Annotated in this window: 8 protein-coding genes; all 8 read left to right on the top strand. The window is 74.1% G+C overall.

All coding sequences use genetic code 11. The features are described 5' to 3' along the window. The first annotated feature begins 4 nt into the window (after nucleotides 1-4). The 8 genes from ACIBQ6_RS27845 (at nucleotide 5) to ACIBQ6_RS27810 (ending at nucleotide 15,738) form a co-directional block, all read left to right on the top strand. Entirely contained in the window at nucleotides 5-1,753 is a 1,749-nt protein-coding gene (locus ACIBQ6_RS27845) for a 2-isopropylmalate synthase (RefSeq protein WP_397215423.1), read from the top strand. A gap of 57 nt (nucleotides 1,754-1,810) precedes the next feature. Then, nucleotides 1,811-4,582 (top strand): AAA family ATPase, encoded by a 2,772-nt coding sequence (locus tag ACIBQ6_RS27840; RefSeq protein ID WP_358295151.1) that lies wholly within the window; start codon nucleotides 1,811-1,813, stop codon nucleotides 4,580-4,582. A gap of 158 nt (nucleotides 4,583-4,740) precedes the next feature. Then, nucleotides 4,741-4,923, top strand: a complete 183-nt coding sequence (locus ACIBQ6_RS27835; protein ID WP_358295148.1) for an acyl-CoA carboxylase epsilon subunit — start codon at nucleotides 4,741-4,743, stop codon at nucleotides 4,921-4,923. A gap of 35 nt (nucleotides 4,924-4,958) precedes the next feature. Further along, a complete protein-coding gene (locus ACIBQ6_RS27830; protein ID WP_358295145.1) occupies nucleotides 4,959-5,951 on the top strand; it encodes a DUF1702 family protein in 993 nt (330 codons plus the stop codon). 143 nt (nucleotides 5,952-6,094) lie between these two features. Continuing rightward, nucleotides 6,095-7,072: a DUF1702 family protein gene (locus ACIBQ6_RS27825; RefSeq protein ID WP_358295142.1), complete on the top strand. Its 978-nt coding sequence runs from the start codon at nucleotides 6,095-6,097 to the stop codon at nucleotides 7,070-7,072. After that, nucleotides 7,069-9,015: a CRTAC1 family protein gene (locus ACIBQ6_RS27820; RefSeq protein ID WP_358295139.1), complete on the top strand. Its 1,947-nt coding sequence runs from the start codon at nucleotides 7,069-7,071 to the stop codon at nucleotides 9,013-9,015. The genes ACIBQ6_RS27825 and ACIBQ6_RS27820 overlap by 4 nt, the downstream gene beginning before the upstream one ends. A gap of 4 nt (nucleotides 9,016-9,019) precedes the next feature. Continuing rightward, entirely contained in the window at nucleotides 9,020-9,991 is a 972-nt protein-coding gene (locus ACIBQ6_RS27815; protein WP_358295137.1) for an enediyne biosynthesis protein, read from the top strand. Continuing rightward, complete coding sequence (locus ACIBQ6_RS27810; protein ID WP_397215419.1) at nucleotides 9,988-15,738, top strand: type I polyketide synthase; 5,751 nt, start codon at nucleotides 9,988-9,990, stop codon at nucleotides 15,736-15,738. The genes ACIBQ6_RS27815 and ACIBQ6_RS27810 overlap by 4 nt, the downstream gene beginning before the upstream one ends. The last annotated feature ends 1 nt before the right edge of the window (nucleotide 15,739 follow it).

Raw genomic sequence — 15,739 nt, 5'->3', positions numbered from 1 at the left:
GGACATGAAGATCAGCCGCTATCGACCCTTCCCCCGGATGCCGCTCGGCGACCGCGCCTGGCCGGACGCCGTGCTCACCGCGCCGCCGCGCTGGTTGTCCACCGACCTGCGGGACGGCAACCAGGCGCTGCCCAGGCCCATGGACCCCGGCCGCAAGCTGGTGCTGTTCGACCTGCTGGTGGGCATGGGCTACAAGGAGATCGAGGTCGGCTTCCCGGCGGCGAGCCAGGACGACTACGACTTCGTCCGGCTCCTGGTCGAGCGCGACCGCATCCCGGACGACGTGTGCGTGACCGTGCTGACCCAGGCGCGCGACGAGCTGATCGAGCGCACGGTGGAGAGCGTGAGCGGGGCGCCCGGGGCGACGATCCACCTCTACAACGCGACCTCGCCGCTGGCGCGGCGGCTGGTGTTCGGGATGAACCGGGACGAGTGCAAGGACCTGGCGGTCCAGGGAACCCGATTGGTCATGAAATATGCCGATAAATTACTCGAAGAGGGTGATGTTCGGTTTCAGTACTCGCCTGAGCATTTCCACGACACCGAGCCGGACTTCGCGCTGGAGGTCTGCGCGGCCGTCATGGACGTCTGGCAGCCGGGCCCCGACCGGCCGATCATCCTGAACTTCCCGACGACGGTCGAGCGCTCGACGCCCAACGTGTTCGCCGACCAGATCGAGTGGCTGCACCGCAACCTGCCGCACCGCGAGCACGTCTGCCTGTCGGTGCACACGCACAACGACCGCGGCACCGGGGTCGCGGCGGCCGAGCTGGCGATGCTGGCCGGCGCCCAGCGCGTCGAGGGCTGCCTGTTCGGCAACGGGGAGCGGGCGGGCAACGTCTGCCTGGTGACGCTGGGCCTGAACCTGGCCACCCAGGGCGTCGACCCCGGCGTCGACTTCTCCGAGCTCGACCGGGTGCGGCGCGTCGTCGAGGAGTGCACCGGGCTCGCGGTGCCGCCGCGCCACCCGTACGGGGGCGACCTGGTGTTCACCGCCTTCTCCGGCGGGCACCAGGACGCGATCAAGAAGGCGTTCGACGCCATGGACCGGGAGGCGGCCCGTACCGGGAACGACCCGGCGGAGCTGCCGTGGGAGGTGCCGTACCTGCCGGTGGACCCGCGGGACGTGGGGCGCACGTACGAGGCGGTGGTCCGGGTCACCAGCCAGTCGGGCAAGGCGGGCCCGGCGTACCTGCTGAACGCCCGGTACGGGATCACGCTGCCGCGCGGGCTGCAGATCGAGCTGGGCCGGGCCGTCCAGGCGATGGCGGAGGCCGGGCAGGGCGAGGTCGAGCCGGAGCGGATCAGGCGGCTGTTCGAGCAGGAGTACCTGCCCCCCTGCGACCCCGGCGACCTGCCCGGCGATCTCGCCGGGACGGTGGCCACGCTGCACGTCGACGGCGGCGCCTACGGGCGGGCCCGGTCCGACGTGGCGGCGGCGCTGCGCGCGGCGCTGGAGGCCGCCGGCGTCCGGGTCCGGGCCGTGCACCACCTCGACGGCGCGGCCGGCGCCGCCGGCGGCGAGGTGACCGTCTACGCCCGGTGCGGCCTGGACGGCGGCACGGCGTGGGGCGCCGGCGCCGCGCCCGACGCGGTCGCCGCGGCCCTGGCCGCCGTGGGCACGGCCGTGGCCCGCGCCCGCCGCGCGGACCCGCCGGCCGCCGCACCCGCCTCCCCCGCCCCCGACCTGCCCCTTCCCGAGCCCGGACGCCGGCGCGCGGCCAGGAACCGGCGGCTGATGGCGGGACGATAGAGATCGAATACCACCCCGGCCTAGCGTGAGCGCAACACGACATGTGGGGAGACGGCCATGACTCTCATCGAACGGCAGGAGGAGATGTCCTGCCTGGAGTCGCTCGTCGCCAACGCCATCCTCGGCCGTGGACGGGTCGCGCTGGTCAGCGGGCCCGCCGGGACGGGCAAGAGCGCGCTGCTGCGCGCGTTGTCCGAACAGGCCATAGAGCTGGGCGCGCTCGCGGTGACGGCGACAGGATCGCGCATGGAGCAGGACCTGCAACTGGGCCTGCTCCGCCAGCTCATCCAGGACGCCCCCTTGGTCGAGGAGGAGCGCGAGCGCTCGGAGAAACTGCTGGCGGAGGGCGTGCGGACCGCGACCGCGGCGCACGCCGACGCCGAGCGGCTGCTCGACCCGCAGGTCGTGCACGCCCTCGTCACGGTGCTGCTCGACCTGTCGGAACGCTGCCCGCTGGTGGTCGTCGTGGACGACGTGCACCACGCCGACCGCACCTCCCTGCTCTGCCTGGCCTACCTGGCGCGGCGGGTGCGCAACGCGCGGATCGTGGCGGTGTTCGCGCTCAACGACCGGCAGGGCACGGACGGGCCGCTGGAGACCGACCTGCTGCGGCTGCCGCACTGCCTGCGCCTGCAGCTCGCCCCGCTCTCCCGCAGGGGCGTGGCCGCGCTGGTGGCGGGCCAGGTGGGGCTCAGCGCGACCGAGCGGTTCGCCGACGAGTGGCACACGATCAGCGGCGGCAACCCGCTGCTGGCCGGCGAGCTGGCCGCCGACTACCGCCAGCACCTGCGGGCCGTGGAGGAGCCGCCGCGGGAGCTGGTCGTCGGCGACCGGTTCGTCCGGGCGGTCGAGACGTGCCTGCGGCGCAGCCATCCGCGTACCGTCCGGGTGGCGCAGGGCCTGGCCATCCTCGGCGAGGCCGACGGGCTGGCCGAGATGCTCGAACTGCCCGCCGTGGACGTCGGCAGGGAGCTGCTCACGATCGGCGCGACCGGCCTGCTGCGCGGCGGCGGCTACCGGCACGAGGCGGTGCGCTCGGCAGTGCTGGCCGGCATGGACCTGTCCGAGCGCAAGGAGCTGTACCGCCGCGCCGCCGAGCTGGCCTACACGCGCGGCGTGCGGCCCGGCGTGGTCGCCGACCGCCTGCTGCAGGCCGCCAGGGTCGAGGCGCCGTGGGTGGTGCCGACGCTGGAGGAGGCCGCGCTGGCCGCGCTGCGCAAGGGCGAGGTGGAGTCGGCGGTGGCCTACCTGAAGCTGGCCTGGCGCGAGTGCACCGACGAGCTCCAGCGCTCCAAGCTGATGACCATGCTGGTCCGCGCGGAGTGGCGGATCAACCCGGCCACCCCCGCCGGGCACCTGGACCAGCTCACCGAGGCGCTGCAGAAGGGCAGCCTGCACGGCAGCGACGCCGTCGTGCTGGCCCGCGCGCTGCTGTGGCACGGCCGTTTCGAGGACGCCCGCGACGTGCTGGAGCAGCTCAACCAGGAGGCGTCGGCGTCCGACCACGCGACGCTGGCCGAGCTGGTCGTGGCGCAGCTCTGGCTGCGGGTGACCTGCCCGCCGCTGGCCGCGTACGTGGCCAACCCGCCGCGCGAGCACATCCTGGCCGGGATGGTGTCGGTCGCCGTCAACCGGCGGCTGGAGTCCACGCTCGCCCTGGCCGAGGTGCTCACCCACGGCCCGCGCGAGCACAACCTCGACGCCGTCGAACGCATCCTGGAGGGCGAGCGGCTGGACGAGATGTCCCTGGACGTCGTGGAGAACTCGCTCCTCGCCCTCACCTACGCCGGGCGCTGCGAGCGCGCGGCGCCGCTGTGCGACCTGTTCGGCGACGAGGCGGCGGCAAGGCAGGCGCCGAGCCGCCGGGCCCGGCTGGCGGCCATCCGGGCCGAGATCGCGATCCGCCAGGGCGACATGCCCGCCGCCGAGCGGCACGCCCGCATCGCGCTGGACACGATCCCGATGAGCAGCTGGGGCGTGGCCATCGGCGGCCCGCTGGCCAGCCTGGTCATCGCGTTGACCGCGATGGGCCGGCACGAGGCCGTGCGCGACCCGCTGGACCGGCCGGTCGCCGAGGCCATGTTCCAGACCCGCTACGGCCTGCACTACCTGTACGCCCGCGGCCGCTACAACCTGGCCGGCGAGTCGTTCGTGGCCGCGCTGCACGACTTCCTGCGCTGCGGCGAGCTGGTGACGGCCTGGGGCCTGAACAACCCGGCGCTGATCCCCTGGCAGGCCGACGCGGCCGAGGCGTGCCTGCGGATGGGCCAGACCGAGGAGGCCAGGGAGCTGATCAAGGCCCACCTGGACGGCTGCGGTCCCGGCGCCTACCGGGGACGCGGCATCGGGATGCGGCTCAAGGCGGCCGTCTCCGAGCCGGCCCGCCGTCCGGCGCTGCTGCGCCAGGCGGTGGAGTACCTCCAGCTCGCCGGCGACCGGTACGAGCTGGCCAGGGCGCTGTTCGACCTGGTGGAGGCGTACGAGGCGCTGGGCGAGTTCCGGCGGGCCCGCACGGTGGCCGGACGGGCGCAGGCGGCGGCCCTGGAGTGCGGGGCCGAGCCGATGATCGGCGCGCTCAGCCGGGCGGCGGACGCGGACGGCGCGCCGTCCCCCCTGCCGGGCGACCTGATCGGCGTGCTGAGCGTCGGCGAGCGCCGGGTCGCCGCGCTGGCGGCGGCCGGTTACAGCAACCGCGAGATCGCGGCCAAGCTCTACATCACGATCAGCACCGTCGAGCAGCACCTGACCCGCACCTACCGCAAGCTGAACATCCGCCGCCGGGCCGACCTCCCGCTCGTGGTGGAGTTCGACGACACCGCCCAATCCTGACCGCCTGATCCTGACCGCCCGATCCTGACCCGGGCCGACCCGGTCCGGCGAGCCTTCCGCCGCCGGACCGGGTTCACCCGTGCTCACCTGTGCTCCCGGTGGGCACCGGGCATGCAGGAAGTTGCGGCCGCGCGGGCCCGCGGGCGAGCGTCGAAGGCATGGAACTCACCGTGGTGCGGGGGCAGGCGACCCCCGAGGAACTCGAAGCGGTCGTCGCGGCGGTCTTCCGCCGCCTGGCCGAGGCGGCCGAGCGCGAGGCGTCGGCGTGGTCGGACCCGTCCGTCCTGGTGCCCAGGCCGCTGCCCGGCGGCGACTGGCGGCTGGCGGCCTGGGCGAGCTGACCCGGGTCTTCACGGTACTGGAGGAGGAGCACACCATGTCGTCTCTGCTCGGTTCGCTGCGCCGGCTCGTGCTGGCGCCATCCCTGGCCGACGTGACCTTCGGCGCACGCGGCTTCCCCGTCGTCCCCTCGGCGCTCACCGGCCGCCTGGAGGCGATCCCGCAGGCCGTCGTGTGCGGCTTCGAGTGGGGCATCGACGTCCGCGACCAGTGGGAGATCGAGCGCCGGCTGTCCCTGGTGGACGTCGAGCAGCGCGGCTTCGCCTACGAGGGCGCGACGATGGCCTTCACCGTGCTGGACGCCATGGGCGGCGGGCGCGGGCGGCGTACCCGGGACCTGCTCATGGGCCCGGGGCAGCCGCACATCTTCCTGGCCTACATCGGCATCGGCTTCGCCATGGCCCGGCTGCCGCGGGTGTTGTGGAAGAAGGTGCTGCCCGACCTGGACGGCACCCCGTACCACCCGGTGATGAGCTGGCTGGCCGTGGACGGGTACGGCTTCGACCTGGCCTACTTCCACACCCGCCGGTACGTCGACGGGCAGCAGGTGCCGGCCCCCTACCCCTGGCAGGGCGACGCGGCCTACTTCCCGCGCGCCGTGGACCAGGGCGTCGGCCGGGCGTTGTGGTTCATCCACGGCGGCAGGCCGGGCGACGTGGCCGCGGCGGTGCGCGCGTTCGCCGCGGGGCGGCAGGCGGACCTGTGGAGCGGGGTCGGGCTGGCGGCCACGTTCGCGGGGTGCGCGGCGGGCGCGGCGGCGGTGCTGCGCGAGGAGGCCGGGGAGCACCGGGGTGAGCTGGCCCAGGGCTCGGTGTTCGCGACCAAGGCCCGGCACTACTCGGGGTTCGTCCCGGAGCATTCGGCGGCCACCGGCGCGGTGCTGACCGGGCTCGACGTGGCCGGCGCGGTCGCGCTGGCCGACGAGAGCGCAGTCGCCGCGGGCACGTCGGAACGCGTGCCGGATTACGAGCTGTGGCGCGCCAGGGTGCGCGCGCATTTCGCGGCCGAGGCCGAGCTCCCGGCCCGCTGAGCGTTTCCCGGAATAAGCACGTCATTCGCTTTCGCACGCCCAAAAATGAGCCTCCGAGCTGAGCAAACCCGAAGTTGTCCGGCCACCGGGCGGCATGTGTCAATGAAATTGGATTGTTCGGGCTATAAGCGGCGGAGGCTCAATTGGCAAGCGCATTGCGGTCACTGAGACGCAGAATTCTGGTGCCGGACGTCGGCGAGACGAAAGTCGAAACGCGCGGCTTCTGGGTGAAGAACGCGGCGTCCACCGAATTACTGGAGACGGTCGGCGAATACTTTCTCGCCGGTTACGCCCACGCCGTGGAGTCACGCACCGTCGCCGAGGCCGAGGACCGGCTCGAAGAGGTGCCCGCCCGCTTCCGCGGCTTCGCCTACGAGGGCGCGGGCATGGGCTTCGCCATCCTGGACTGCATGACCTTCGGCGACCTGCGCCGGGTCAACGCCTGCCTCCAGGGACGCGGGCACCACCACAACTACATGATCTACGTGGGGATCGGCTGGGCCATGGCCCGGCTCCCCCGCTTCCTGTGGCCCAAGCCCCGGCTGCTGGACCCGCTGCTGCTGTGGCTGGTCCACGACGGGTACGGCTTCCACCAGGCCTACTTCCACACCGACCGGTACGTGCACCAGCAGGTGCGCGAACCCCGCTTCTCCTGGCCGGCCGGCCAGGAGGACTACGCGGCCCACGCCCTCGACCAGGGCATCGGCCGCGCCCTGTGGTTCGTCGCCGGCACCAGCGCCGAGCGGGCGGTCACGCTGCTCGAACGGTTCCCCGAGTCCCGCCACGCCGACCTCTACGCCGGCATCGGCCTGGCCGCCACCTACGCGGGCGGCGCCGACGACGCCGAGCTGCGGTGGCTGCGCGAGCGCGCCGGAGCGCACCGGGGGCCGCTGGCCCAGGGCAGCGTGTTCGCCGCCGAGGCCAGGATCCGCGCCGGGCTGCTCTTCCCGCACACCGAGTCGGCCGTGGGCGTTCTCTGCGGCACCACGGCGGAGCAGGCGGCCGAGGTGAGCCGCGTGACCCGCCCCACCGCGACAGCACAGGACTCGCCGCCCGCCTATGAGGCGTGGCGCCGGCGTATCGCCGAGACGTTCGTCTTCCATGGAGGTGTTCCCTCGTGAGCTCGGTAGCCGCGTGGTTGCGCAAGCAGGCGGCCGGAGTCGCCGCACTCGCGCTGATGATCGCCGTCTTCGCGATCGGCCACCCGACCTTCGCCTCCGACGCGACCAAGGCCGAGATGGCCGGCGCGTACGGCTTCAAGTCCCTGGCGATCGCCATGCCGGGCGGCGGCCCGGCCAAGACCGTCCGCAAGGTGAACCAGGCCTACAAGCACATCGACGCCTGGATCTCCTCGGTGGGGGCCGCGATCGCGCTGAACGACCTCGACGGCAACGGCAGGGACGACGACCTGGTGATCGTGGACCCGCGTACCGACCAGGTGGTCGTCACCCCGGCGCCGGTCGAGGGCGGCGGCGAGCGGTACCGGCCGTTCGCGCTGTCGCTCGGCTCGCTGCCGGTCACCGACGCGATGGCGCCCATGGGCGCGGTGCCCGCCGACTACAACGACGACGGCCGCACGGACCTGCTGGTCTACTGGTGGGGCCGCACGCCCACGCTGCACCTGCAGCGGCCGACCGCGGCCCGGTTCGAGGCCGCCGCCTTCGACGCGGCCGAGCTGGTGCCCAACGCGGGCGGCGCGAAGTACACCGGCGAGGTGTGGAACAGCAACGTCGCGACCGTCGCCGACTTCGACGGTGACGGCAGGCAGGACATCTTCGTCGGCAACTACTTCCCCGACGGCAGCCCGGTCCTCGACAGCCGCGTGGACGGCGGCGTGCAGATGAACCACTCGCTGTCCAAGGCCGTCAACGGCGGCCGGGACTACTTCTTCCGGGGCACCGGCAACGGCGGCTTCACCCGCCTGGACGGCGTGCTGCCGCCGGACGTCTCCACCGGCTGGGAGCTCGGCGCGACCAGCGCCGACCTGGACGGCGACGGCCTGCCCGAGCTGCTGCTGAACAACGACTTCGGGCCCGACCACCTGCTCTACAACACCTCCTCCCCCGGCACGATCACGTTCTCCCCCACCGTCGGGACGCACGAGATCGGCGTGCCGAAGTCGAAGGTGCTCGGCGAGGACTCCTTCAAGGGCATGGGCTCGGACGCCGGCGACCTCAACCACGACGGCGTCCTGGACTTCTTCGTCAGCAACATCACCACCCCGTACGGCATCCAGGAGAGCAACTTCACGTTCCTGTCCACCGTCAAGACCCAGGCCGAGCTGCGCGAGAAGCTGCGGCAGGGCCGGGCGCCGTGGAAGGACCTCAGCGCCGAGCTGCGCACCGCCTGGTCCGGCTGGGGCTGGGACCCGAAGATCGAGGACTTCGACAACGACGGCGAGAACGAGATCGTCCAGGCGACCGGGTTCGTCAAGGGCGACGTCAACCGCTGGCCGCCGCTGCAGGAGCTGGCCGCCGCCAACGACGGCGTGACCAGCAACCCCAAGTCGTGGCCGAACGTCACCGAGGGCGGCGACATCGCCGGCGCGCAGACGCTGGCCTTCTTCGCCAAGGGCCCCGACGGCCGCTACGCCAACCTGTCGGAGCAGCTCGGCCTGGCCGTGCCCGTGCCGACGCGCGGCATCGCGACCGGGGACGTCAACGGCGACGGCCTGATCGACTTCGCGGTGGCCCGCCAGTGGGAGGCCCCCGCCTTCTACCTCAACACCAGCCGGTCGGCCGGCTCGTTCCTCGGGCTGCGCCTGCTGCACGACACCCCCTCCGCGGCCGGCCCGCTGCCCGCCGCCGGATCGCCGGTGATCGGCGCGACGGTGACCGCCACCACGCCCGACGGCCGCTCCTTCATGGGCCGCGTGGACGGCGGCAGCGGCCACTCCGGCAAGCGCGCGCACGCGGTGCACATCGGCCTCGGCGCGAACGTCACCGGCCCCGTGCGGGTCAAGCTGAGCTGGCGCGACCGCGCCGGACAGCGGCACCAGCAGGAGCTCACGCTCACCCCCGGCTGGCACACCCTCCAGCTCGGCTCGCAAGCGAAGGAGAAGTGACGGCATGGCCGACAAGACGATCACCCCGCCACGTCACGATCCCAAAGTGATCACGGCGCTGCGCCGGTTCGCGATCTCGATCACCATCTTCAACATCCTCGGCTACACCGTGCTGGGCTTCGAGCAGCCGTGGTCGTGGCCGTTCGTGGCGCTGGCCACCGGCTACACCGTGGAGATCATCCTTGAGGTGATCGGCGCCCGCCAGGAGGGCCGCGCGCCGCGCTTCCTCGGCAACGGGCCGCGCGGGCTGATGGAGTTCCTCTATCCCGCGCACATCACCTCCATCGCGCTCAACATGCTGATCTACGTCAACGACCAGGTGCTGGTCATGATGTTCGGCGTGACCGTCGCGGTGGGCGCCAAGTGGGTGCTCAAGGCGCCGGTGCGCGGGCGGATGCGGCACTTCATGAACCCGTCCAACTTCGGCATCGCGATCATCCTGCTGCTGCTGCCGTGGGCCAGCATCGCGCCGCCGTACCACTTCACGGAGAACGTCGACAACCCGATCGACTGGATCATCCCGGGGATCATCATCATCGGCGGGACCATGATCAACGGGAAGCTGACCGGCCGCATGTGGCTGATCGGCGGATGGGTGGGCGTCTTCGCCCTCCAGGCCGTGGTGCGCGGGCTGATCATCGACGACATCTCCATCCTCGGCGGGCTGTCGATGATGACCGGGGTGGCGTTCATCCTGTTCACCAACTACATGATCACCGACCCGGGCACGAGCCCGTCCAGACCGCTGTCCCAGGTCGCCTTCGGCGGCGGCGTGGCCGTGGTGTACGGCCTGCTCATGGGGATGAACATCCCGTACGGGATCTTCTTCGCCACGGCGGCGGTCTGCCTGATCCGCGGCGGCTTCCTGTGGGCCCTGCACATCGTGAACAAGGCGCGCGAGCTCGACGCCGCCAGGGTCAGCGCAGCCGCCGCCCAGGCGCTGCAGCACGCGCGGGAAGAGGTCGCGAAGGCATGACGAGGATCGCGATCGTCGGCATGGCCTGCCGGTACCCGGACGCCGCCTCTCCCCGGGAGCTGTGGGAGAACGCGGTGGCCGGCCGCCGGGCCTTCCGCCGGCTCCCGGACGAGCGCATGCGGCTGGAGGACTACTGGGACCCCGATCCCGCAGCGCCGGACCGCTTCTACGCCAAGACCGCCGCGGTCATCGAGGGCTACGCCTTCGACCGGGTGGCACACAAGATCGCCGGCAGCACGTACCGGTCGACCGACCTGGCCCACTGGCTGGCCCTGGACATGGCCGGCCGGGCCCTGGCCGACGCCGGGTTCGCCGGCGGCGAGGGGCTGCCGCGCGAGCGCACCGGGGTCGTCGTGGGCAACACGCTCACCGGCGAGTTCACCCGCGCGAACGTGCTGCGGCTGCGCTGGCCGTACGTGCGGCGCACCCTGGCCGCGGCCCTGAAGGAGCAGGGCTGGGACGACGAGCGCCTGGCCGCGTTCCTGGCCGACTACGAGGTGGCCTACAAGAGCCCCTTCCCGCCGGTGGACGAGGACACGCTGGCCGGCGGGCTGTCCAACACGATCGCCGGGCGCATCTGCAACCACTTCGACCTCAACGGCGGCGGCTACACCGTGGACGGCGCCTGCTCCTCGTCCCTGCTGTCGGTGGTGACGGCCGGCAAGGCGCTGGCCGACCGCGACGTGGACGTGGCCCTGGCGGGCGGCGTGGACCTGTCCATCGACCCGTTCGAGGTGATCGGGTTCGCCAAGACCGGCGCGCTGGCCAAGAGCGACTTCCGCCTCTACGACCGGCACTCCAACGGCTTCTGGCCCGGCGAGGGCTGCGGCATCGTCGTGCTGATGCGCGAGGAGGACGCGCTGGCCGCCGGGCGGCGGATCTACGCCACGATCGCCGGCTGGGGCGTCTCCTCCGACGGCAAGGGCGGGATCACCCGTCCGGAGGTGAGCGGCTACCTGCTCGCGATGCGCCGCGCGTACGACAAGGCCGGGTTCGGCCCCGAGAGCGTCGAGCTGTTCGAGGGCCACGGGACGGGCACGGCGCTCGGCGACGCGACCGAGCTCACCGCCCTGTCGCGGGCCAGGGCCACGGCCGCGCGGCCGGCCGCGGTCGGCTCGATCAAGGGCATGATCGGCCACACCAAGGCGGCGGCGGGCGTGGCGGGCCTGATCAAGGCGGCCATGGCCGTGCACGAGCAGGTGCTGCCGCCGACCATCGGATGCGTCGACCCGCACCAGGTGCTCACCGACGAGGGCGCCACGCTGCGGGTGCTGCGCACGGCCGAGCCGTGGCCGCAGGGCGCGCCGCTGCGCGCGGCGGTGACCGCCATGGGCTTCGGCGGCATCAACACGCACGTGGTGCTGGAGAACACCGGCCCGCGGCGGCGGGTGTCCAGCCGGGTCAAGGCGCTGGCCGCCGCGTCCCAGGACGCGGAGCTGTTCCTGCTGGACGGCGGCACCTGGGACGAGCTGCGCGGCCTGGTGTCGGAGCTGCTCGACTTCGTGCCCAAGGTGTCCTACGGCCAGCTGGCCGACCTGGCCGCCACGCTGCGCGGGCGGCTGCGCGGCCTGCCGTTCCGGGCGGCCGTCGTGGTCTCCTCGCCCGACGACGCCGTACGGCAGCTCACCCGCGTGCTGACGGCGCTGGAGTCCGGCGAGAACGCGCTGTCCACCCCCGACGGCAAGGCGTTCCTCGGCCGAGCCTCGGCCCGGCCGCGGATCGGCTTCCTCTTCCCCGGGCAGGGCTCGGGCCGCGGGACCGACGGCGGCGCGCTGGCCAGGCGCTTCGCCGACGTCGCCGAGGTGTACGCCACGGCGGCGCTGCCCACCGACGGCGACATGGCGGCCACCGAGGTCGCCCAGCCGCGCATCGTCACCGGCTCGATGGCGGGCCTGCGCGCGCTGTCGCTGCTCGGCATCGAGGCGGACGCGGCCGTCGGGCACAGCCTGGGCGAGCTGTCGGCCCTGCACTGGGCGGGCGCGATGGACGAGGACGCGCTGCTGCGCGTGGCGACCAAGCGCGGCCGGGCGATGCGGGAGCGCAGCGAGCCGGGCACGATGGCCGGCGTGCGGGCCGCGCCGGAGACCGTGCCGGCGCTGGTGGGCGACCTGCCGGTGGTGATCGCCGGGTACAACGGGCCGCTCCAGACCGTCGTCGCCGGGCCGGTGGCGGCGGTGGAGGAGGCCGGCCGCCGGGCCGAGCGCGCCGGGCTCACCTGGACCAGGCTGAACGTCTCGCACGCCTTCCACTCGCCGCTGGTCGCCCCGGCGGCCGAGGCATTGGCCGGCTACCTGGCGGAGGAGCGGTTCGGGCCGGTCGCCCGGCGGGTCGTCTCCACCGTCACCGGGGACGACCTGGCCGCCGGGACCGACGTCCCGGCGCTGCTGCACCGGCAGATCACCGCGCCCGTGCTGTTCGCCCAGGCGCTGGCCGCCGTGGCCGCGGACGCGGACCTGCTGGTCGAGGTGGGCCCCGGCCGGGTGCTCAGCAGGCTGGCGGCCGAGCTGACCGACGTGCCGGCCGTCGCGCTGGACACCGACAGCGAGTCGCTGGCCGGGCTGCTCGGCGTGGCCGGCGCCGCGCACGTGGCGGGCGTGCCCGTCGCCTGCGAGGAGCTGTTCCACGGGCGGCTGGTCAAGCCGCTGGAGATCGGCGCGGCGTTCTCGTTCTTCACCAGCCCGGCCGAGCAGGCGCCGCAGGTGCGCGTCAAGGCGGCCGCCCCGCAGCCGGCGGAGCGGGCGGCCGAGCCGGACGGCGGCGCGAACGGCGGGACGGCGGCGAAGCCCGGCGAGTCCACGGTCGAGCTGCTGCGGCGGCTGGCCGCCGAACGCGCCGAGCTGCCGCTGGAGATGGTGACCGAGGACAGCAAGCCGCTGGACGAGCTGCACCTCAGCTCGGTCACCGTCATGCACATCATCGACCAGGCCACCCAGCACCTGGGCGTGCCCGCGGGCATGGCGCCGGCCAACGTCGCCACCGCGACGCTCCAGGAGCTGGGCGAGGCCCTGGACCGGCTGGCCGCGCAGCCGCGCGCGCAGTCGGCCCGGGGCGTGGCGGGCGCGGCGCCGTGGGTGCGCCCGTTCGCCGTGGACCTGGACGAGCAGCCGCGGCCCCGGCGGACGGCCGAGGAGCGCGCGGGGTCGTGGCAGGTGTTCGCGCCCGCCGGCGCGCCCCTGGCGGGGCCGCTGCGCGAGGCACTCGAAGGGGAGAAGATCGGTTCCGGTGTCCTGGTGTGCCTACCCGCGCGGTGCGCGGCCGACGACCTGGAGCAGGCGCTGCTCGGCGCCAAGGCGGCGCTGGCCGGCGGGCCGGGCACCCGGTTCGTCCTGGTCCAGCACGGCCGGGGCGCGGCGGGGCTGGCCAAGACGTTCCACCTGGAGAGCGGCCTGCCCACCACGATCGTGCACCTGCCGCAGGACGCGCCGCAGGCCGCCGCCTGGGTAGCGGCGGAGGCGGCGGCCACCACGGCCTTCTGCGAGGTGCACTACGACGCCGCCGGCGTGCGGCGGGTGCCGACGCTGCGGGCGCTGCCGTACCGGCAGGAGCGGGCGGAGGAGCCGCTGACCGGCTCCGACGTGCTCCTGGTGACCGGCGGCGGCAAGGGCATCACGGCCGAGTGCGCCATGGCCATGGCGGGTGGGGCGAAGGTGGCCGTGCTCGGCCGCTCCGACCCCGCCCAGGACGAGGAGCTGGCCGCGAACCTGCGGCGCATGGCCGCGACCGGGCTCACCGTCCACTACGCCAGGGCCGACGTCACCGACGCCGCCCAGGTGCGGGCGGCCGTGGCCGCGGCCGAGCAGGCGCTCGGGCCGGTGACCGCCGTCCTGCACGGCGCCGGGCGCAACGAGCCCGAGGGCATCGCCGGGCTGGACATGGACGCCTTCCGCCGCACGTTCGCCCCCAAGGTGGACGGCCTGCGCAACGTGCTGGAGGCGGTCGAGCCCGGACGGCTGCGGCTGCTGGTGACGTTCGGCAGCATCATCGGCCGGGCGGGCCTGCACGGCGAGGGCCACTACGCCACCGCCAACGAGTGGCTGGCCGACCTGACCCGCGAGGCGGGCGAGCGGCACCCCGGCTGCCGGGCGATCTGCATGGAGTGGTCGGTCTGGTCCGAGGTCGGCATGGGCGAGCGGCTGTCGGTCGTGGACCGGCTGGTCGAGCAGGGCATCACGCCGATCCCGGTGGACCGGGGCGTGGAGATCATGCGCCGCCTGGTGAGCGACCCCGACGCGCCCGGCGTCGTGGTGATCAGCGGGCGCACCGAGGGCATCCACACCGTGCGCCGGGAGGAGCCGGAGCTGCCGCTGCTCCGCTTCGTCGGCGCGCCGCTGGTCCGCTACCACGGCGTGGAGCTGGTCAGCGAGGTCGAGGTGAACGCCGGGACCGACCTGTACCTGGCCGATCACCTGCTGGACGGCAACCTGCTGTTCCCGGCGGTGTTCGGGCTGGAGGCCATGGCGCAGGTGGCGTACGCGGCCACCGGCCGTCCCGGGGCGCCCGTCGTGGAGCAGGCGGAGTTCGTCCGGCCGATCATCGTGCCGCCCGACGGGAGCACCACGCTCCGGGTGGCGGCGACGGTCACCGGGCACGACACGGTCGCGGTCGCCATCCGCAGCCAGGAGACCGGCTTCGACGTCGACCACTTCACGGCCGTGCTGCGCCTGGACGCCGGCGCCCCGCCCGCCGGTCCGCCCGAGCAGTCCGGCGACGAGCTGCCGCCGGTCGCGCTGGACCCCGACACCCAGCTCTACGGCGAGGTGCTCTTCCAGGGCAGGCGTTTCCAGCGGCTGCGCCGCTACCACCGGGCCGCGGCCCGCGAGGTGGACGCCGACCTCCAGGTGGCGCAGGAGTGCGACTGGTTCGCCGGGTTCCTCCCGCCGGACCTGCTCCTGGGCGACCCCGGCATGCGGGACGCGCTGATGCACGGCAACCAGGTGTGCGTGCCCGACGCCACCCTGCTGCCGACCGGCATCGAACGCGTGCACCCGGCCGGGGCCGCACTGTCCGGCGCGGACGAGGTGCGCTACTGCGCCTCCGAGCGGTCCAGGGACGGCGACGCCTACGTCTACGACGTCGCGGTCCGGACGAAGGACGGCGAGGTCGTCGAACGCTGGGAGGGGCTGCGGTTGCAGGCCGTGCGGAAGAAGGGCGGGGCCGGTCCGTGGGCGGCGCCGCTGCTCGGCCCGTACCTGGAGCGCACGCTGGAGGACCTGACGGGCGCGCGGGTCGCGGTCGTCGTGGAGCCGGGCGAGGGCACCGGCGACCTGGCCGTGGCCCGGCTCGGCACGGCGGAGGGTGTGCGGACGGTGTCGGCGCACGTGCCGGGACTGACGGTGTGCGTGGCCGCCCCAGGGCCGCTGTCCTGCGCCGTCGAGCCCGTCACCCCCGCCGGGCCCGGCGACCCGGGCGACCAGGATGACGGGCGGGACGCGCTCGCCGGCGAGATCGCCGCGGCCTCCGGGGAGGACGCGGACACCGCCCGCGCCCGCGCCCGCGCCGCACTCGCCTGCCTGCACACCGCCGGAACGGCGGCGGGCACGGCGGCGGGCACGGCGGCGGGCACGGCGGCGGGCACGGCGGCGGGCACGGCGGCGGGCACGGACGCGCCGCTCGCGGTCACCCGGGCCGCGGCCGACGGATGGGTGGTCCTGACCGGCGGCGGCGCGGCCGTGGCCACGCTCGCCACCCGGGTGCACGGCCTGCCCGACCCCGTCGTCGTCGCGATCCTCACCGAAGGGCGGTCCTAGC

Origin of the sequence: Nonomuraea sp. NPDC049655 (assembly GCF_044465465.1) — a bacterium.
In the GTDB taxonomy this organism is placed as follows: domain Bacteria; phylum Actinomycetota; class Actinomycetes; order Streptosporangiales; family Streptosporangiaceae; genus Nonomuraea.
The sequence above is the reverse complement of the archived record's forward strand: the minus strand, read 5'-3'. Positions and strand labels throughout refer to the sequence as shown.